The sequence below is a fragment of the Actinoplanes sp. NPDC051494 genome (assembly GCF_044454705.1).
Taxonomy (GTDB): Bacteria; Actinomycetota; Actinomycetes; order Mycobacteriales; family Micromonosporaceae; genus Actinoplanes.
Genome location: NZ_JBITDZ010000003.1, coordinates 649,568 through 667,538 on the forward strand (window position 1 = coordinate 649,568; position 17,971 = coordinate 667,538).

Below are 17,971 nucleotides of genomic sequence, written 5' to 3' on the forward strand. Positions count from 1 at the left end.
GCGGGTCACGGGAGGGCGGCCACGAAGACCGCTACCGAGCGGGGTGGCACGGTCAGGGTGCCGGTTGCCGGGTCGGCGGTCGCGGTGCGTAGCAGCGGGTCGGCCGAGGCGGTCAGTTCGGGGTGCAGGGTCAGCGGGACACCCACGAGTTCCGGGACGGTCTCGGTGGCCGGGGAGCCGGTGGCGTTGAAGACCGTGACCACGGTGCTCCAGCGGGGGTCGAGGCCGGTGCCGTCGAGGCACATGACGATCACGCCGGGGGTCTCGGCCGGGCCGCCCAGCGGGAACGTCAGGCGGCGTTCGACCTCGTCGGCGGTGGGCAGGCCGAAGACCGGGGTGGAGCGGTGGACGCGCAGCAGCTCGGCGAAGCGGGCCGCGGTCAGGTCCACGATCGCGGGCGGCGGGACGAGGGCGGGGTCGGCCAGCAGCGGCCGGGCGTGGCCCCAGACCTCCTCGTTGTCGGCGGCCGGGGGCAGGCCCACGCCGAAGCCGTTGCCGTCCGCCGGGTCCCAGCGGATCTGGTTGAACCAGTCGCCGGAGTTGTAGGAGTTGCGGTCGAGGGATTTGGACCGCAGCCGCTCGCTGCCGAGCGCGAAGAAGCCCACGCCCTGCCCGAGCACCACCAGCGACAACGCGAGCACCTGCATCCGGGCCCGGTCCTCGATGCTCAGGTCGCGGGGCAGTTTGAACGCCATCGCGTCGTACAGGATCTCGTTGTCGTGGGCGTCCACATAGGTCACGCACTCGGCCGGGCTCGTGGTGTAACCGCTCGGGGAGCCGTTGTAATCGATCTGCGAACCGCACTGCGAGGCGCCGGTGTGGGTGACGAACCTGTACGTGGCGAGCGCACCGGACAGGCCGACCTTGATCCGGTCGTGGACGTGCGGCGGGGTGTCCGGGCCGAGACCGGTCGCGAAGCCCCGGGTGCCGGGGTCGTTGCCGTGCGCCGCTCCGCCGCGGGCCGCGTCGCGCAGCCGGTCGTCGAACGTGCCGACCCCGGTGCCGGCCATGTTGACCTGGGTGGCCTGGGCGAAGCGGGCGTCGTAGGCCACCTCGCCGAAGTTCCAGCCCTCGCCGTACAGGTAGATGTCGTCGCCGAGGGCCGCCTTGACCGCCAGGATGTTGGCCCGCGGGTGGTGGCCCATCAGGTCGAACCGGAACGCGTCGACCTTGTAGTGCCGGGCCCAGGTGGTGAGCGAGTCGACGACGAGCCGGCCCATCATCAGGTGCTCGGGCGCGGTGTTGGAGCAGCAGGTCGACTCCGCGACGGTGCCGTCGTCGAGCAACCGGTGGTAGTAGCCGGGTACGACCTTGTCGAGGACGCTGAGCGGGGCGAGCCCGTCGGCCATCGTGTGGTTGTAGACGACGTCCATGACGACGCGCAGGCCGGCCGCGTTGAGCGCGGCGACCATCCGGCGGAATTCCAGGATCCGCGCGCTGCCGGCCGGTTCGGCGGCGAAACTGCCCTCGGGTGTCGTGTAGTGCAGCGGGTCGTAACCCCAGTTGAAGCCGTCGTCGTCGGCGACGGCCATGACCGCGCGCTGCTGCTCGGGTGAGTCCGGCGGGAACGACGCCAGGTCGCACAGCGGTACGGCCTGCTCGGCGCGGCGGTCGGGCACGGTGGCGAAGTCGAACGCGGGCAGCAGGTGCAGGTGGGTGAGCCCGGCGTCGGCGAGTGACCGCAGGTGCCGCATGCCGGCGGTGTCCTCGTCGGTGAACGCGAGATACGTGCCGCGGTGCGCCGCCGGGACGCTGCGGTCGGCGATGGAGAAGTCCCGGACGTGCGCCTCGGCGATCAGCATCCGGGCCGGGGCGACCGCGGGCGGCTTGGCCAGGGTGTCCCAGCCGGGCGGCTTGAGCGCCGGGTCGTCCAGGTCGACGAGCTGGCTGTGGGTGGATCCGGCGGACAGCGAGAGCGAGTACGGGTCGGTGACGCTGCTGGTCACGATCTGTTGCGCGGCCGGGTGCCAGACCTCGACCCGGTAGCGGTAGTAGCGCCCGAGCCACTTCGGCTTGCCGGCGACGCTCCACACGCCGGTCGCCGGGTCGCGGTCCATCGGGTGGATCCGGGGCTCGTCGTCCCCCGGGGTCTTCGAGAGCTCCAGCGACACCGTCCGCGCGGTCGGCGCCCACACCGACAGCGGCCCGAGGGGGGCCTCGGCGGCGTCCGCGTACAGGTCGTCGAGGACGCCGGGCAGCTGCACGCCGGTCAGGGTGATCACACGGCCGTGCTCGTCCCGGCCGGCGACCAGCAGCTGGCCGCGCAGCAGGTGCCCGAGGGCGGCGTCGGCGAGCTCGGGCACGGCGTACGCCCGGTAGGCGCGCAGGTGCGGGAACCGCCGGCTCTGCGCCTGGAACAATCCGCCCGGGCGCGGCGTGAGCGGCAGGATCTCGTGCTCCCCCACCAGCTCGCCCCCGTCGCGGCGCACCTCCCCGCCGGCGGAGGCGACCAGCGTGAACGCGCCGGTGAACCGGGCCGGCAGGGCGATGGTGGTGCGGTCGACGAAGACCGCCAGGGACCGCGCCGGGTCCAGCTCGGGACCCAGCGACCCCAGGTCGGGGCGTACGGGCGCGACCTCGCCGGCGAGCACCCACACCGCGCGGCTCACGGTCAGATCGAGCCGCTGGTCGTCCGGCAGGTCCTTCTGGTCACCCCGGTGGATCACGAAACGTACGCCGGCCGCGCCGGGTCGCACCGGAACGCGGAACACCGCTCCGTAGGAGTCGTAGGAATCGGGCTCGGTGGGCGTACCCCATCGGGGTTTGGTGGGTGTGCCTTCCCAGGCGTGCACGCCCCACCCGGCGTAGTCCCCGTCCGGGCGGCGATAGTGGATCACGGCGAAGCCGTCGTCGATGCTCTCCGTGACAGGCGCGGGGTAGATCTCGGGGTCGCCGGGCCGCAGCCAGATCTCCGGCGTCACGCCCGGGTCGACGAACCGGTCCCCGGCGACGTCCTTGACCCCGTCCGGGCCGACGACCAGGAAGCCGACCTCGCGGGCACCCTCGGCCAGACGCACCCAGGCGAACCGCCCATGGTCGTCCGCGCCGGCGAACGGATGCCCGTCGGGGAAGCTCGTCTTGGCGGACTCGTCGATGTCACCCCAGGCGTACAACGACCCGTCCTGGGGAAAATGCACGATGAGCCACATGGTGACCATGATGGCACTCTCAGCGGGTGGAGATCACCGTTGTGATGCGGGGCCCGTCGGCGTCCATACGGATCAGGTATCGATAGCTCTCACCGGGAACGGCGTTGCCCAGGCTGTCGAGGTATTCCCACTCGACGTGGACCATGGAGAGCGCCGCACTGAGCTGCTGCACATCGTGGAGCTGCGCGTGCGCCGCGACGATGTGCTGGTCGTGGTACGACGGGGCGGCCCCCAGGAACGACAGTGCCACCGCGGCCGGGGAGCTGAACGTGAAGCTGTACGAATCCGCGACCACCATCCCGGGCAGCGCGTAGCAACCGGCCACCGCGGCGACGTCGCCCCGTGTCAGGGCCGATCCGTAGCGGTCGAAGAAATCCGTGAAGCGGTCCAGATCCGTGGGTGCCTGCACGGATCATGGATACCCGACGGGAACAACCGCGAAACCGGTGGGGCGGGTTGCGTCGGCTAACAAGACGGACGTACGGTTTAGCCGACGACATTGACGCTGAGTTAGGTATGCCTAACCGCCGCGCGGCACCAGCCGGTGCGGAAGACTGCTGAGGACTACTCACGGTCGCTGGGTCTGGAAGGAGAAGACGTGGCCAGCCTGGACACCTTCGGTGCGAAGAGCGAGCTGCGCGTCGACGACGCGAGCTACGAGATTTTCACGATCGACAAGGTCGAGGGTCATGAACGCCTGCCCTACTCCCTGAAGATCCTGCTGGAGAACCTGCTCCGCACGGAGGACGGCGCGAACATCACCGCCGACCACATCCGTGCCCTCGGCGGCTGGGACTCCAGCGCCGACCCGAGCGTGGAGATCCAGTTCACGCCGGCGCGGGTCCTCATGCAGGACTTCACCGGCGTCCCGTGCGTGGTCGACCTCGCCACCATGCGCGAGGCCGTCAAGGACCTCGGCGGCGACCCCACCAAGGTCAACCCGCTCGCCCCGGCCGAGCTGGTCATCGACCACTCGGTCATCGCCGACCTGTTCGGACGCGAGGACGCGTTCGCCCGCAACGTCGAGCTCGAATACCAGCGCAACCGCGAGCGCTACCAGTTCCTGCGCTGGGGACAGACCGCGTTCAACGAGTTCAAGGTCGTCCCGCCCGGCACCGGCATCGTGCACCAGGTCAACATCGAATACCTGGCCCGTACGATCATGGAGCGAGAGGGTCCCACGGGGGGTAGGACCGCGTACCCCGACACCGTCGTGGGCACCGACTCGCACACCACCATGGTCAACGGCCTGGGCGTGCTGGGCTGGGGCGTGGGCGGCATCGAGGCCGAGGCCGCGATGCTCGGCCAGCCGGTCAGCATGCTGATCCCGCGCGTGGTCGGCTTCAAGCTCTCCGGCGAGATGCCGGCCGGCACCACCGCCACCGACCTGGTGCTGACCATCACCGAGATGCTCCGCCAGCACGGCGTGGTCAGCAAGTTCGTCGAGTTCTACGGCCCCGGCGTCACCGCCGTGCCTCTCGCCAACCGGGCCACCATCGGCAACATGTCGCCGGAGTACGGCTCCACCGCCGCGATCTTCCCGATCGACGACGAGACCATCAAGTACCTGAAGCTGACCGGCCGGTCCGAGGCCCAGGTCAAGCTCGTCGAGGCGTACGCGAAGCGTCAGGGCCTGTGGCTCGACCCGAACGCCGAGCCGGACTACTCGGAGAAGCTCGAGCTGGACCTGTCGACGATCGTCCCGTCGCTGGCCGGCCCGAAGCGTCCCCAGGACCGGGTGCCGCTGGACGCCGCGAAGCCGATGTTCCGCGACGCGCTCACCAACTACGTGCAGGGCAACGGCCCCGCCGACGAGGCGTCCGAGGAGTCCTTCCCGGCCAGCGACGCCCCGGCCAACCACGCGGACTCGGCGGTCGACAAGCCGCACGTCTTCTCCGCCGCGACCGGTTCCGCGGGCCGCCCGTCCAAGCCGACCCGGGTCACGCTCAGCGACGGCACCGAGTTCGAACTGGACCACGGCTTCGTCGGCATCGCCGCGATCACGTCCTGCACCAACACCTCGAACCCGCAGGTCATGATCGGTGCGGCGTTGCTGGCCCGCAACGCGGTCGAGCGCGGCCTGTCCCGCAAGCCGTGGGTCAAGACCACCCTCGCGCCGGGTTCCAAGGTCGTCATGGACTACTACGACCGCGCCGGCCTCACGCCGTACCTGGACAAGCTCGGTTTCAACCTGGTCGGCTACGGCTGCACCACCTGCATCGGCAACTCCGGCCCGCTGCTCGAGGAGATCTCGGCCGCGGTCAACGAGGCCGACCTCACCGCGGTCAGCGTGCTCTCCGGCAACCGCAACTTCGAGGGCCGGATCAACCCCGACATCAAGATGAACTACCTGGCGTCGCCGCCGCTGGTCGTCGCGTACGCGCTGGCCGGCACGATGGACCTCGACATCACCACCGAGCCGCTCGGCACCGGCTCGGACGGCCAGCCGGTCTTCCTCGCCGACATCTGGCCCAGCGCCAAGGAGATCGACGACACCATCGCCTCGGCGATCGGCGCGACCGGTTACTCCGCGGCCTACCAGGACGTCTTCGCCGGCGACGAGCAGTGGCAGTCGCTGCCCACCCCGGAGGGCAAGACGTTCGAGTGGGCATCCGAGTCCACCTACGTCCGCAAGCCCCCCTACTTCGAGGGCATGGCCGCCACGCCGTCCCCCGTGGTGGACATCCCGGGCGCGCGGGTGCTGGCCAAGCTGGGCGACTCGGTCACCACCGACCACATCTCCCCGGCCAGCTCCATCAAGGCCGACTCGCCCGCCGGCAAGTACCTCGCCGAGCACGGGGTGCCCAAGCACGAGTTCAACTCATACGGCTCCCGGCGCGGCAACCACGAGGTGATGATCCGCGGCACGTTCGCGAACATCCGCCTGCGCAACCAGCTCGTCCCCGGTGTCGAGGGTGGCTTCACGGTCAACCACCTCACCGGCGACCGGTCGACCATCTACGACGCCTCCACCGCCTACAAGGAGGCCGGCATCCCGCTGGTCATCCTCGCCGGCAAGGAGTACGGCTCCGGCTCGTCGCGTGACTGGGCGGCCAAGGGCACCATGCTCCTGGGCGTCCGCGCGGTCATCGCCGAGTCCTACGAGCGCATCCACCGCTCCAACCTGATCGGCATGGGCGTGCTGCCGCTGCAGTTCCCGCCCAAGACCAACGCGGAGTCGCTCGGCCTCACCGGCACGGAGACGTTCTCCATCACCGGCGTGACGGCGCTCAACGAGGGCGGCATCCCGTCCACGGTCAAGGTCCGCACGGACACCGGCGTGGAGTTCGACGCGGACGTCCGCATCGACACCCCCGGCGAGGCCGACTACTACCGCCACGGCGGCATCCTGCAGTACGTCCTGCGCAAGATGCTCGACAGCTGACGCGTACGCACCAGGCCGCGCCCCGCCTTCCGATCAGGGAAGGCGGGGCGCTGTCAGTTCCGCCAGCAACACCCCGGCGTCCACGCTGGTGCCGAACGCCCGGCCGCCGAGCTCGGCCGGCACCTCCGGATGCTGGGTGTTCACCCGGATCAGGCGCCCGCGGGGACGTTCCCGGGCGACGCGTTCCATCGGCCACCGGATGACGCCCGGGGTGTTGTACCCACTGCCGAGGTCGAGCACGAGCAGCCGCTCGTCGGCCGGGGCCGCGGCCAGCCAGCTCTGCAGGCGCCGGCCGGCCGGCAGGTACGGGTCGACGATGTACTCCGGTCCCTTGTGCACGTTGAGGAACACCTCGCCACCGCAGTTCGGGCACGACGGGATCGCGGCCGGGTCGGTGACCCGGCCGGTGGACGGGTCGTACGCGGCCAGCGCGGCGTCGATGATCGGCCGGCTCTGCCAGGTCTGGCGGGTGCACGGCGTCTCGCACTGGTACCGGCCGTAGTCGCCCTGCACGGTGAACACCCGGCCGGGATCGAAGCCGCCCCGCGCGAACAGGCCGTCCACGTTGGACGTCATGACGAAGTGGTCCCGCTCGCCGATCAGCGCCCGCAGCCGCTCGTAGACCGGGTGCGGGCCCGGGCCGAACCGGATGTCGGTGACGTGCGCGGCCCAGTAACCCCAGAGCAGGTCCGGTGGCAGCCGGGCACCGATGAGCTGGTACCGGGCCCGCAGGCCGAGCCGGTGCAGCGCGGGGAACAACTCGGCGAAACGGACCGGGTCGCCGTAGTCGTAACCGGCCGCCACGGACAGACCCGCGCCCGCGCCGATCAGGACCCGGTCGGACTCGTCGAGCCACTGCCGGACGGTGTCGAGGTTCATCGTGGTCCTTCGCTCAGTGCCTGCTGGTAGAAGCGCCGGTCGTCGGCCGACCAGACGTCGAACACGACCCGGTCGAGCCGTCCCGGATGCGCGGCCAGCCACCCGGTCACCGTGCGCACCGCTGTCCGCGCGGCCGGCAACCCCGGATACCCGAAGACCCCGGTGCTGACGGCACATAGGGCCACACTGCGGACGTCGTCGACCTCGGCGGCCAGATCAAGACATGACGTGTACGCGGAGACGAGCGCCGCCTCGTGCCCCGCCCCGGGTTCCCCGTCGACCACCGGGCCGACGGTGTGCAGCACGTACCGGGCCGGCAGGTGGTATCCCCGGGTGATCTTCGCCGTGCCGGTCGGCTCCGGGGAGCCCTGCGCGGCGACAACGGCCCGGCAGTCGTCGCGCAGCCGGGGTCCGGCCGCGCTGTGGATGGCGTTGTCGATGCAGGGGTGCCCCGGCCGGAAGCAGCCGAGCAGCCCGGAGTTGGCGGCGTTCACGATGGCGTCGACACGCAGCGTGGTGATGTCCCCGCGCCACAGCGCCATCGCGGAGGGCCGGCCGCCGCCGACGCCGGGCAACGCGGCGGCGTCCACCTCGGGCCGCCCGGCGCGTTCGGCGGCGAGCAGGCCGTCCAGGAGCGGGACCACCGCGCCGGGCAGCGGCCCCGGGTCACGCACGGTCAGCATCGCGCGCAGCAGATCCCGCGCCGGTCCGCGCCCCGCCCCGGCCACCCGCCGCGCCTGCCCGGGTGTGACGCCGAGCCGGGCCATCGCCGGATCCCCGGCGAGCAGCTCCAGGACCGCGCCCGGGTCCGGGGCGGGCGAGCCCGGCGGCGCGGCGTGGTGGAACGGGCGGTCGAGGTCGATCAGGCCTCGGTAGGCGGCCAGGTCCACGCGCGGTCAGCCCTTGAGCGCGTCGGTGACCGCGTCGCGCAGCGGGGTGGCCGGGCGGCCGAGCAGCGTGGCCAGGTCGCCGCTCACCGGCGCCAGGGAGCCCCGGGAGACCTGCACGTCGGCGTCCACGAGCAGCTCGACCAGGAAGTCCGGCAGGCCCGCGCCGGTGAGGATCCCGGCGTAGTGCTCGGCGGGCAGGTCCGTGTAGCCGACCGGCCGGCCGGACACCGCACTCGCCTCGGCGGCCAGCTCGCTCAGCGTCCACGCGGTGTCGCCGGTCAGCTCGTACACCCGCCCGGCCTGGGGTTCGGTGGCGGTGAGCACGGCGGCGGCCGCCTCGGCCAGGTCGGCGCGGGTGGCCGACGCGATCCGGCCGTCCCCGGCGGACCCGGCGATGCCGCCGCGGGTGACCCCGTCGGCCAGCGTCGCGGTGTAGTTCTCGGTGTACCAGCCGTTGCGCAGCAGCACGGTCGCCAGCCCGGACGCGGCCAGCGCGGCCTCGGTGTCGCGGTGCACGCCGGCCAGGCCCAGCGGGCTGGTGTCGGCGCCGGCCAGCGACGTGTAGGCGACCAGCCCAACCCCGGCCGCCCGTGCGGCGTCGACCACGGCCCGGTGCTGGACGACCCGCACCGGGTCCGGGCCGTTGGCGGAGACGAACAGCAGTTTGTCCGCTCCGGCGAACGCCGCGGTGAGGGTCTCCGGCCGGTCGTAGTCGGCCTCGCGCACCTCGACGCCGAGCGCCGCGAGCCCGGCGGCCTTCTCCGGGCTGCGCACGGCGACCGCGATCTCACTGGCGGGCACGCCGCGGCGCAGCAGGCTCTCGACGGCCAGTCGGCCGAACTGTCCGGTGGCTCCGGTGACAACGATCATCGAACTCTCCTTCAACGAGGGGCTTACCCGGAACCGTACGCTAACTTTTTGAAAGCGCAAACTAAAAGTTAGTGCTGTGTGGCGGGTAGCATAGGCGTTATGGACACCCCGCCCCCGTTCGACGTGTTCGCCCGCGGCTGCCCCTCCCGGCCCGTGCTGGAGCACCTCACCGGCCGCTGGGGGCTGCTCACCCTGGCCGGCCTGCAGCCCGGGCCGGCCCGCTTCAACGCCCTGCGGCGGCGGGTCGACGGCATCAGCGAAAAAATGCTGGCCCAGACCCTGCAAGCGCTCGAACGCGACGGCTTCGTCCGCCGCGAGGTGCACGCCGTGATGCCCCCCCGGGTGGAGTACAGCCTCACCGACCTCGGCCGGGGCACCGCGGTGAAGCTGCTCGACCTGATCGAGCACCTCGAGACGAACATGCCGGCGGTGCTGGCCGCCCAGCACGATCACGACACCCAGCAGGCCGGCAGCTGAACGTTCGCCCGGCCGCGGTGGCGTCGCGCAGGCGCGTGACACGATGTGGACGGTGAGCGACCGCCCGTTCTACGCGCGCCATGCCGACGGCTACGACCTGCTGATCGATGACCCGGCCGAGCCGTGGGTGGACGCGGTCTGCGCCCGGATCGCCCCGGCGTCGTCACTGCTCGACGCCGGTTGCGGCACCGGGCGGCACGCCGCGGAATTCCGTGCCCGGGGGCACCGGGTCGAGCTCGCCGATGCCGCCCCGGAGCTGCTGGCGATCGCGGTGCGACGGTGCCCGGGTGCGCGTACCCGGCTGGTCGATCTTCGCACGATGGTGCCGGCACCGGAGCACGACGCGGTGACCTGCCGGGGTGTCCTCAACGACCTGCTCACCGACGCCGACCGGGCCGCGGCGCTGGCCACCCTGACCGGCAGCCTGCGCCCCGGCGGCCGGCTGTTCCTCGACGTCCGCGAGGCCGGGGCCGCCCGTGCCCGGGCCGACGGCACACCCCGCAGCCGGACGGTCGCCACCGGCCTCACGTTCACCGGCACCACGACCTGGGACGACGGGCTGCTGCGGGTCGCGGAGACCTACACCCTGGCCGGTGAGACCGTCCACCACGACTTCACCATGCGCCCCTGGCGGCTCCCGGAATTGACGGATCTGTTGCGGGCCAACGGATTCCAGCACATCGAGATCGGCCCCGGCGCCGGCCGGCGCACCCCGGACCGCCTGTTCGTGATGGCTGCCGGGCTCGGCGCCGGCTCGGCGCGGCGGTGCGGGCCGGAGGGGATTTGAACCCCCGGTGGGGCATGGCACGCCAGCGGCCCCACGCGCCGACCGGTCGCCGTGCGTGCCCGGCTGTCAACTCGTCGGCGCCGCGATAACCCGGCTCTGCCACCGGCCCGCTGCAGTATCGCGGAACCGTGACCTCCTGGCACCGGGATTACTGCTCGGCGGCGATGTCAGCGAAGTAGGGCTCGGCTGCCTCCAGCCGCGGCACCGGCACGCCCAGCCGGCGCGCTTCGGCCAGGGTGTCGCGGCAGACCGCGCGCAGTTGCTCGGGGTTGGCGTGCGCCTCCTCCCCGCGCCGGCGGCGTTCCTGCGCGGCTTCGTGAACCATCTGCGCACCCACCAGGGCCTGGCGCGCACGCTCGCCCCCCTCGTGGCCACGCGTTCGGACGCGCTCGCCGACGGTGGCCGGGTGCTGGACCAGGCCATGGCCGGCCTGCTGGCCGCGGGCGTCGAGGAGGGCTCCATCCGCGAGGACGTGGGCGCCGGCACGATGGTGCTGCACGGCATCTGTGCCGCCGCACGTCTTGAGCTCTGGCATCATCCGATCGCGGTGACGGTGAGGTCGACGATGCCGTCGGCGTAGTCGTCGGTCAGGGGGCCGTTGCGCAGCAGCCAGCGGTGGTACAGCGGTCCGAAGAGGAGTTCGACCGCCTGGTCCAGGTCGACGTCCGGGCGGACCTGGCCGGCCCGCCGGGCGGATTCCAGGCGGGTGCGCACCGCGGTGAGCTGCGGGCGCAGGAGCCGGTCGCGGACCTGGCCGGCCAGGTCGTCGTCGGACAGGGTCTCGATGGTGAGGGCGCGGGTGGTCGCGGACAGCCGGGGGTCGGCGAACTCGGCGACCGTGGCCCGCAGCATGCCGCGCAGGTCGGCGCGCAGGTCGCCGGTGTCCGGCAGGGCGGGGTCGCCGGCGCGGGTGAGCTGGTCGACGAGTGCGTCCAGGATGACCGCGCCCTTGCCGCGCCACCACCGGTAGATGGTCTGTTTGCCGACGCCGGCCCGCGCGGCGATCGCCTCGACGCTCAGGTCGCGGTAACCGGTCTCGGCCAGTAGTTCCAGGGCGGCGCCGAGGATCGCGCGGCGGGAGCGCTCGTTGCGGCGAGCGGGGTCGGGGTCGGGGCGGGACACGTCGCCGACCCTACCGCCCGTCTTGACAACTCCGGCTAGACGCGCAACGGTGGGGAGACGAGACGGTCCGTCTCGCCAGTGAAGGAGCACTCATGTCGCACATCGCCATGGTCAGCATCCCCGCCCACGGGCACGTCAACCCGAGCCTGGAGATCGTGCGCACCCTCGTCGCGCGCGGGCACCGGGTCACGTACGCGAACGACAAGGCGTTCGGCGCGGCCATCGAGGGTGCCGGGGCCGGGCTGAGACCGTACGCGTCGACGCTGCCCACCACCGACGACGAGTGGCCGGAGGACTGGGTCGAGCAGCTGACGATCTTCCTCGACGACGCGATCGCCATGCTCCCGCAGCTCAGGGCGATCTTCACCGAGGACAGACCCGATCTTTTCCTGTACGACATAGCCGCCGCGCCCACCCGGATCCTGGCCGAGGAGTGGGGCATCCCCGCGATCCAGCTCTCCCCGACGTTCGTGGCCTGGGACGGTTATGAGCAGGAGACCGCCGCCATGCGCGCCGATCCCGCGGCGGCGGACTACTACCGGCGGTATGCGGACTGGCTCGCCGCCAACGGGTCGGCCGTCACGGACAGTGTCGCGTTCCAGGGCCGGCCCGAGCGGTGCGTGGTGCTGATCCCGCGGGCCCTGCAGCCGAACGCCGACCGGGTCGACCCCGCGGTCTACTCGTTCGCCGGCCCGGTCCTCGGCGACCGTGGATCGTGGACCCGCCCGGCGTCGGCGGACAAGGTGCTGCTCGTGTCGCTGGGTTCCGCGTTCACCCGGCACCCGGATTTCTACCGGCGCTGCGTCGAGGCGTTCGGCGACCTGCCCGGCTGGCACACAATCCTGCAGATCGGGCGGCACGTCGACCCGGCCGAGCTCGGGGCCGTCCCGGACAGTGTCGAGGTGCACCCGTGGGTGCCGCAGCTCGCGATCCTGGAGCGGGCCGACGCGTTCCTGACCCACGCCGGCATGGGTGGCAGCAGCGAGGGCCTGGCCTGCGGTGTCCCGATGATCGCCGCACCCCAGGCCGCCGACCAGTTCGCCAACGCCGACCGGCTCGCGGAGCTCGGCGTCGCCCGCGTCGTGGACACGGCCACCGTCACAGCCGCCGAGCTGCGGGCGGCGCTGCTGGAGCTGACCGCGGACCCGGCGGTGCTCGCCCGGTCCGCCGAGCTGCGGCGCGGAATCGGCGAACAGCCGGACGCCGCCGGTCTCATCGAAACCGTACTGTGGGAGCGGGGCGGGTCGCTACGGGCGTGAGCGGCAGCGGGTGACGCATGGCAGGAGCGACCGGGGAGTTGCCACCGGCGGTTCCCGACCCGGCCCGGCTCGCCGCGGTGACCGCCACCCCGCCTGCCGGACGCCGCGGGCATGGACGCCGCCGCCGCCTACCTGCCCGCCGGCGTGCACGGGGCCGAGGTGGTCGGGGACTTCCACGACCTGTTCCACACCCGGGAAGCGTCGTGGTGCGCGGTGGTGGGCGATGTGTGCGGCAAGGGCATCGACGCGGCCAAGCTGACCGCCCTGGCCCGGTACACCGTCCGCCCTCGCGGCGTTGCGTCACGAGGTCACCGGATACACCGGCGGTCATGCGGTCGACGACACGGCGCTGATGCTGCTGCGCGTCGTCGGCTGACCGCCGGCCGGGGGACGGGGCCGGGTTGAGCGCCGGGGCGACTTGCGGGATCATGACGCACCGGTGACGGCCCGGATCGCGGTCGTCGAAGGTGGGGGAGAGTTCGACGTGCGTGCGCTGCCGGTGATGTGCGGTCTGTTGATGGTGGCGCTGGCCGCGGGGTGCACGTCCGACCCGGAGACCCCGGCGTGGGAGCCCGGCGCCTCGGCCGCCGCGTCCACCGCCGCGTCGCCGCCGGCCTGGACCGAGCCAGCGAACTACGAGTACGTCGTGGAGCGCGGCTGCGAGGGCAAGAAGCAGCTCGGCATCTACAAGGTCACGGTCGCGGGTGGCGAGGTGGCGAACGTCGAGCGCACCGACGACCGGCAGTTCACGAGCGAGGAGGAGATCGAGCCGCCGACGCTCGGCGGCCTCCTCGAGATCGCCCGGACCGCGGCCGAGGACGGCGGCAAGATGTCGACCAGCGCCGACCCCGCCGACGGCCACCCGGTGGCGGTCTCGTTCGACGTCTCCGAGAACGGCGACAACGAGGACAACACCTGCTTCGTCATCTCGGAGTACACCCCGAGGTCCTAGGCGCAGCGGCGGGAGAGATCTGCGCTGCCCGGCCTCGTCTCAGGCCGGGCAGGCAGGCCGTTTGTCAGTCGGGCAGGCGGGGGCCGGCTTCGCGCTGGGAGGTCAGCCAGGCCTCGACGTCGGCGGAGGTGCGGGGCAGGGCGGCCGACAGATTGCGGCAGCCGTCCGCGGTCACCAGGACGTCGTCCTCGATGCGGACACCGACGCCGCGCAGCTCCTCGGGGACCAGGTCGTCCTCGGGCTGGAAGTACAGGCCGGGCTCGACGGTGAGGACGTAGCCCTCCTGGAGCGCGCCGTCGCGGTAGGTCTCCTTGCGGGCCGCGGAGCAGTCGTGGACGTCGATGCCCAGCATGTGGCCGAAGCCGTGCAGCGTCCAGCGGCGGTAGACCGTGGAGTTCTCGGACATCGCCTCGTCGACGCCGACCGGGAGCAGGCCCAGGTCGTGCAGGCCCTCGGCGAGCACGCGCATGCAGGTGAGGTGGATGTCGTGGAACTTGACGCCCGGCCGGATGGCGTCCATGCCGGCCTGCTGGGAGGCGTGCACGATGTCGTAGACCTGGCGCTGCAGCGGCGTGAACGTGCCGGAGACCGGCATCGTGCGGGTCACGTCCGCGGTGTAGAACGAGCGGGCCTCGACGCCCATGTCCATGAGCAGCAGGTCGCCCGGGGTGGTGACGCCGTTGTTGCGGATCCAGTGCAGGATCGTGCCGTGGGCGCCGGCGCCGACGATGCTGCTGTAGCCGACGTCGTTGCCGTCGGTGCGGGCCCGCAGGCCGAAGACGCCCTCGAGGAGGCGTTCCTTGACGCCGCGGTCGGCGGGCAGGACCCGGGCGACGTCCTCGAAGCCGCGGACGGTGGCGTCGATCGCCTCCTGGAGCTGGGCGATCTCCCACTCGTCCTTGACGAGCTTGAGCTCGGAGATCACCCCGGCCAGGGTGCGGTCACGGCGCACCGACGGGTCGGGGTCGTAGGCCAGCACGGTGCGGTCGACCGCGGCGTCGAGGCCGCGCAGCACCCGGGTGCGGGCCGGGGCGTTGTCGGCGAGGGCGCGGCCGAGTTCGCCGTACGGCGCGGTCTCGATGCCCAGCTCGGTGGAGCGCTCGGCGAGCGTGTGCCGGCGGCCGACCCACAGCTCGCCGTTGCGGTCGCGGAAGAACGCGTCGGTGGCCTTGGAGTTGCGGTCGTGGGTGTAGAGGACCGCGTCGTGCCCGGAGCCGCTCGGGCGCATGACGAGCACGCCGTCGGGGTCCGCGTCGCCGGTGAGGTAGACGTAGTCGCTGCCCGGCCGGAACGGGTAGTCGGTGTCGTTGGCGCGCACCTTCTCGTTGCCGGTCGGGATGATCAGCGTCTCGCCCGGGAACGCGTCGGACAGCGCGGCCCGCCGCTTGGCGTAGTTGGGCACCTCGGGGCGCGCCGTGACCTCCAGCGCGTCCTCCCGCCAGCCACTGCGCATGAACTGCAGGAACGCCTCGGGGAAGTCGGGGTCGTGTGATTCCGTCTTCGCCGGCGTCTTGCCGTCGCCCTGCTCAGCCATGGTGGAGCCTCCCGTCTGTCCCGCGTTGCGACTGAGACGTTACCGCTTCCCACCGACAGGTTTTCGCCCCGGATGCCGTTTGAAGATCAACTACGGGCGCAAGGTGAGGCACGCCACCCGGGGCCCGGCCGTCCCGGCCTTGCCCGCGTCGGTACGCGTGAGCTCCGCGTGCAGGATCAGCGACCGCGGCGGCTGCGTAGCCCCGAACGCCCAGTCGTGGCTCGACGCGACGGTCGCGGCGCCCCGGCTGTCGGTGGTGAAGTCCAGCCACACCTCGTTGCCCGGGTTCGCGTACGCGGGGTCCACCGACGGCTTCGACGGGTCCGCCTGGTGCTGGTAGTGCGGACCGGCGTCGTCGGGCACCGAGGTGCAGGTCATCGTGTGCAGGTGGGCCCCGTACGCGCGGCGGGGCACCATCCCGGTCACGGCGAGCCGTACCCGTACCCCCTGGGCGGTCGTCGCGATCGAGACCTGGGCCGTCGCTCCGGGCGGGACCACCGCCTTGTCGTACGTGACCGCCTGGGTGCCCTGGGGGGCGGGCTGGAACGTGCCCGACGCCGTCCCCTCGGTCAGTGGGGCCTGCTCGCCGGCGGAGGCACCGGCGGAACCCGACGGGGCCGGGAGGCCGCTGGAGATCATGAACGGCGTGCCGGGCGGCGGCAGGGACGGCTCGCCGCCGCCGATGCCGTCGAGACCGGGGGAGCTGCCGCAGCCGGCGAGAGCGGTGACGAACACGGTGGCCAGGGCGGGAAGCAAGCGACGCATCCCCAGATAATGCCAAATCACGCCAAACCGGACGAGCGCGGGGAGGGTGCTAACTTTCCGGGGACGCAGTCGCTGAGGCCGGCGGCGCGACCGGGAGGAGAGCACGGATATGGGGTACGCGGTGGTGCTGGGCGAGGCGCTCGTCGACCTCCTGGAGACCGAGCTGGAGACCGGTGAACTGATCTACCGCCAGGCGATCGGGGGAGCCCCGCTGAACGTGGCGGTCGGCGTGACCCGGCTCGGCGGCGAGGTGCGCTATGTCGGCTCGCTCGGCGGTGACACGCTCGCCGACCGCATCGCGGCGTTCCTGACCGAGACCGGCGTCGCCACGACCTCGGTGACCCGGGTGCCGGTGCCGACCACACTCGCGGTGACCACGTTCGAGGGCGCCGAGCCGACGTTCCAGTTCTACGGCGAGCCGCCCTCCTACTCGCTGGTCACGCCGGACGACGTCGACGAGGCCGCGGTGGCCGGCGCGGCGGTGGTCTACGCCGGGTCGATCGCACTGATGCGCGAGCCGTTCCAGGCCGCCGCCCGGGCCGCCTGGTCGGTGCCGGGCCCGGTGCGCGTCTTCGACCCCAACGTCCGCCCGAAACTGCTCCCCGACGTCGCCGCGGTCGACGAGCTGCGCGACCTCGTCGAGGAGTATTTCGCCACCGCCGACCTGGTGAAGCTCAGCTCGGCCGACGTCGAGGTGCTCTGGAACGGCGCGACGCCCGAGACGGCCGCGAGCCACATCCTCAAACTCGGCGCCCGCGCGGTCGTGGTGACCTGCGGCGCCAAGGGCGCCTACATCGCTACGCCGGACGGCACCGCCATGATCCCGGCCCCGCGGGTCGCCGCGGTGGATGCCACCGGAGCCGGTGACTCGGTCATGGCGGCCCTGGTGAGCCGCCTGCTCGTCCAGGGTGTCCCGGTGGACCTCGCCGGCTGGCAGGGTTACGTGACGTTCGCGCTGCAGGTGGCCGGCCTCGTCTGCGAACGCCCCGGCGGCGCGGTCGCGATGCCGACCGTCGAGGAGCTCGCCACCCGCTGGAGCTAGCCCACCGGGAAGCCGTCGTCCAGATAGAGCGACGTGCCGTCCGCCGACGCGGTGACGGCCGCGCGCACCCGCCGGGCCAGTCTCTCCGGCAACCGCGCGGCCGCCTCCTGCTCGGTGCACCACGCCCAGCCGAGCAGCTCGTCGGCGGGCACCTGGATCCGCGCGGTGTCCCGCTCGGTGAGCACGCCGCCGTCGAAGACCAGCATCAGGCCCTCGGTGCGGTCCGGCTGCGGCGGCACCCAGTCGGTGACCAGCAGCCGGCCCGGCGTCAGGTCGAGGCCCAGCTCCTCCTTCAGCTCCCGGACCGCCGCGGCGTAGGGGGACTCGCCGGCCTCCACGGTCCCGCCGGGGATCTCCCAGGTCGGCTTGTACGCCGGCTCGACCAGCAGCACCCGCCCGCCCGGATCCCGGAAGAGCAGCCCGGCCGCCATCCGCTTGCGGGGCAGCGTCGCGGTGAAATCACTCATCCCCGAGCGCCTTGGCGATGAACCGCCGCCGATCGAGGACGACCCGCTCGACCCGCACCTCCGCGACCAGGTCCGCACCGTCGTGGACGGTGACCTCGAAGATCAGCGTGCGGCCGTCCTGCCGGGCGAGCGTCGCTTGGGCCACCACCCGGTGCCCCACCGGCGTCGGGGCCCGGTGCTCCACCTCGGCCCGGGTGCCCACCGTGGTCAGACCGCCGGGCAGCTGCCGGGCGGTGGCCGCCACCGTCGCGGCCTCGGCCAGGGCCAGGACCCGCGGCGTGGCGAGCACCGGCACATCGCCGGAACCGAGCGCCTGGGCCGTGTCGGCATCGGTGACGGTCAGCTCGACCCGGCTGCCGAGACCGGGCGCGAACTCCGGAAGCTCCATGCCAC

Annotated in this window: 17 protein-coding genes, 1 tRNA gene and 1 pseudogene; 7 read left to right on the forward strand and 12 right to left on the reverse strand. The window is 72.5% G+C overall.

Annotated features, from left to right (window positions below; translation table 11 throughout):
* Positions 1-5: 5 nt before the first annotated feature.
* Positions 6-3,146 (reverse strand): annotated as a pseudogene (pulA, locus tag ACIA6A_RS15530) (pullulanase-type alpha-1,6-glucosidase); the annotation flags it as partial.
* A 22-nt stretch (positions 3,147-3,168) separates the two neighbouring features.
* Positions 3,169-3,558: a hypothetical protein gene (locus ACIA6A_RS15535; RefSeq protein WP_396098280.1), complete on the reverse strand. Its 390-nt coding sequence runs from the start codon at positions 3,556-3,558 to the stop codon at positions 3,169-3,171.
* A 174-nt stretch (positions 3,559-3,732) separates the two neighbouring features.
* Here ACIA6A_RS15535 and acnA point away from each other — a divergent pair, with 174 nt between their 5' ends.
* Positions 3,733-6,534, forward strand: a complete 2,802-nt coding sequence (gene acnA / locus ACIA6A_RS15540; RefSeq protein WP_396098553.1) for an aconitate hydratase AcnA — start codon at positions 3,733-3,735, stop codon at positions 6,532-6,534.
* Positions 6,535-6,567: 33 nt separating this feature from the next.
* On the opposite strand, the gene ACIA6A_RS15545 is transcribed toward acnA, so the two are convergent.
* The 3 genes from ACIA6A_RS15545 to ACIA6A_RS15555 are packed head-to-tail and all read right to left on the reverse strand — an operon-like array spanning position 6,568 to position 9,173.
* Complete coding sequence (locus ACIA6A_RS15545) at positions 6,568-7,413, reverse strand: NAD-dependent protein deacetylase of SIR2 family (RefSeq protein WP_396098281.1); 846 nt, start codon at positions 7,411-7,413, stop codon at positions 6,568-6,570.
* Positions 7,410-8,303: a macro domain-containing protein gene (locus tag ACIA6A_RS15550; protein WP_396098282.1), complete on the reverse strand. Its 894-nt coding sequence runs from the start codon at positions 8,301-8,303 to the stop codon at positions 7,410-7,412. Before ACIA6A_RS15550 ends, ACIA6A_RS15545 begins: the two co-directional genes overlap by 4 nt.
* A 6-nt stretch (positions 8,304-8,309) precedes the next feature.
* A complete protein-coding gene (locus ACIA6A_RS15555; protein ID WP_396098283.1) occupies positions 8,310-9,173 on the reverse strand; it encodes an NAD(P)H-binding protein in 864 nt (287 codons plus the stop codon).
* A 99-nt stretch (positions 9,174-9,272) separates the two neighbouring features.
* Between ACIA6A_RS15555 and ACIA6A_RS15560 the strand changes: the two genes are divergently transcribed.
* Both ACIA6A_RS15560 and ACIA6A_RS15565 read left to right on the forward strand, forming a co-directional pair.
* Entirely contained in the window at positions 9,273-9,650 is a 378-nt protein-coding gene (locus tag ACIA6A_RS15560; protein WP_396098284.1) for a winged helix-turn-helix transcriptional regulator, read from the forward strand.
* A 52-nt stretch (positions 9,651-9,702) separates the two neighbouring features.
* Positions 9,703-10,437 (forward strand): class I SAM-dependent methyltransferase, encoded by a 735-nt coding sequence (locus ACIA6A_RS15565; protein ID WP_396098285.1) that lies wholly within the window; start codon positions 9,703-9,705, stop codon positions 10,435-10,437.
* Here ACIA6A_RS15565 and ACIA6A_RS15570 read toward each other — a convergent pair.
* Both ACIA6A_RS15570 and ACIA6A_RS15575 read right to left on the reverse strand, forming a co-directional pair.
* Positions 10,419-10,546: transfer RNA gene (locus ACIA6A_RS15570), tRNA-OTHER, on the reverse strand. The genes ACIA6A_RS15565 and ACIA6A_RS15570 overlap by 19 nt on opposite strands.
* Before the next feature lie 39 nt (positions 10,547-10,585).
* Entirely contained in the window at positions 10,586-10,762 is a 177-nt protein-coding gene (locus ACIA6A_RS15575; protein ID WP_396098286.1) for a hypothetical protein, read from the reverse strand.
* On the opposite strand from ACIA6A_RS15575, the gene ACIA6A_RS15580 reads away from it, so the two are divergent.
* Positions 10,754-11,017 carry a hypothetical protein gene (locus tag ACIA6A_RS15580; RefSeq protein ID WP_396098287.1) on the forward strand — a complete coding sequence of 88 codons (264 nt, stop codon included), beginning with the start codon at positions 10,754-10,756 and terminating at the stop codon, positions 11,015-11,017. The genes ACIA6A_RS15575 and ACIA6A_RS15580 overlap by 9 nt on opposite strands.
* On the opposite strand, the gene ACIA6A_RS15585 is transcribed toward ACIA6A_RS15580, so the two are convergent.
* On the reverse strand, positions 10,972-11,559 hold the full coding sequence (locus ACIA6A_RS15585; RefSeq protein ID WP_396098288.1) for a TetR/AcrR family transcriptional regulator: 588 nt from the start codon (positions 11,557-11,559) through the stop codon (positions 10,972-10,974). The two genes, ACIA6A_RS15580 and ACIA6A_RS15585, sit on opposite strands and share 46 nt — an antisense overlap.
* A 92-nt stretch (positions 11,560-11,651) precedes the next feature.
* Here ACIA6A_RS15585 and ACIA6A_RS15590 point away from each other — a divergent pair, with 92 nt between their 5' ends.
* Complete coding sequence (locus ACIA6A_RS15590; protein ID WP_396098289.1) at positions 11,652-12,818, forward strand: macrolide family glycosyltransferase; 1,167 nt, start codon at positions 11,652-11,654, stop codon at positions 12,816-12,818.
* 439 nt (positions 12,819-13,257) lie between these two features.
* On the forward strand, positions 13,258-13,770 hold the full coding sequence (locus ACIA6A_RS15595) for a DUF6174 domain-containing protein (RefSeq protein ID WP_396098290.1): 513 nt from the start codon (positions 13,258-13,260) through the stop codon (positions 13,768-13,770).
* A gap of 64 nt (positions 13,771-13,834) precedes the next feature.
* On the opposite strand, the gene ACIA6A_RS15600 is transcribed toward ACIA6A_RS15595, so the two are convergent.
* Together ACIA6A_RS15600 and ACIA6A_RS15605 are read right to left on the reverse strand one after the other, a co-directional pair.
* Complete coding sequence (locus ACIA6A_RS15600; RefSeq protein WP_396098291.1) at positions 13,835-15,304, reverse strand: aminopeptidase P family protein; 1,470 nt, start codon at positions 15,302-15,304, stop codon at positions 13,835-13,837.
* A gap of 90 nt (positions 15,305-15,394) precedes the next feature.
* Positions 15,395-16,069: a superoxide dismutase gene (locus tag ACIA6A_RS15605; protein ID WP_396098292.1), complete on the reverse strand. Its 675-nt coding sequence runs from the start codon at positions 16,067-16,069 to the stop codon at positions 15,395-15,397.
* A 109-nt stretch (positions 16,070-16,178) separates the two neighbouring features.
* Here ACIA6A_RS15605 and ACIA6A_RS15610 point away from each other — a divergent pair, with 109 nt between their 5' ends.
* Complete coding sequence (locus ACIA6A_RS15610) at positions 16,179-17,111, forward strand: PfkB family carbohydrate kinase (RefSeq protein ID WP_396098293.1); 933 nt, start codon at positions 16,179-16,181, stop codon at positions 17,109-17,111.
* Here ACIA6A_RS15610 and ACIA6A_RS15615 read toward each other — a convergent pair.
* Both ACIA6A_RS15615 and ACIA6A_RS15620 read right to left on the reverse strand, forming a co-directional pair.
* The gene (locus ACIA6A_RS15615; protein ID WP_396098294.1) at positions 17,108-17,578 is read right to left on the reverse strand and encodes an NUDIX domain-containing protein; all 471 of its coding nucleotides are present in this window, start codon (positions 17,576-17,578) and stop codon (positions 17,108-17,110) included. The genes ACIA6A_RS15610 and ACIA6A_RS15615 overlap by 4 nt on opposite strands.
* Complete coding sequence (locus ACIA6A_RS15620; RefSeq protein ID WP_396098295.1) at positions 17,571-17,966, reverse strand: thioesterase family protein; 396 nt, start codon at positions 17,964-17,966, stop codon at positions 17,571-17,573. Before ACIA6A_RS15620 ends, ACIA6A_RS15615 begins: the two co-directional genes overlap by 8 nt.
* Positions 17,967-17,971: the final 5 nt, after the last annotated feature.

Bases quoted from the DNA above. Each gene is read 5' to 3' on its own strand.
- ACIA6A_RS15545 (WP_396098281.1), bottom strand. From the start codon at position 7,413: ATGAACCTCGACACCGTCCGGCAGTGGCTCGACGAGTCCGACCGGGTC.
- ACIA6A_RS15555 (WP_396098283.1), bottom strand. From the start codon at position 9,173: ATGATCGTTGTCACCGGAGCCACCGGACAGTTCGGCCGACTGGCCGTC.
- ACIA6A_RS15560 (WP_396098284.1), top strand. From the start codon at position 9,273: ATGGACACCCCGCCCCCGTTCGACGTGTTCGCCCGCGGCTGCCCCTCC.
- ACIA6A_RS15575 (WP_396098286.1), bottom strand. From the start codon at position 10,762: ATGGTTCACGAAGCCGCGCAGGAACGCCGCCGGCGCGGGGAGGAGGCG.
- ACIA6A_RS15590 (WP_396098289.1), top strand. From the start codon at position 11,652: ATGTCGCACATCGCCATGGTCAGCATCCCCGCCCACGGGCACGTCAAC.
- ACIA6A_RS15600 (WP_396098291.1), bottom strand. From the start codon at position 15,304: ATGGCTGAGCAGGGCGACGGCAAGACGCCGGCGAAGACGGAATCACAC.
- ACIA6A_RS15605 (WP_396098292.1), bottom strand. From the start codon at position 16,069: ATGCGTCGCTTGCTTCCCGCCCTGGCCACCGTGTTCGTCACCGCTCTC.
- ACIA6A_RS15610 (WP_396098293.1), top strand. From the start codon at position 16,179: ATGGGGTACGCGGTGGTGCTGGGCGAGGCGCTCGTCGACCTCCTGGAG.
- ACIA6A_RS15615 (WP_396098294.1), bottom strand. From the start codon at position 17,578: ATGAGTGATTTCACCGCGACGCTGCCCCGCAAGCGGATGGCGGCCGGG.
- ACIA6A_RS15620 (WP_396098295.1), bottom strand. From the start codon at position 17,966: ATGGAGCTTCCGGAGTTCGCGCCCGGTCTCGGCAGCCGGGTCGAGCTG.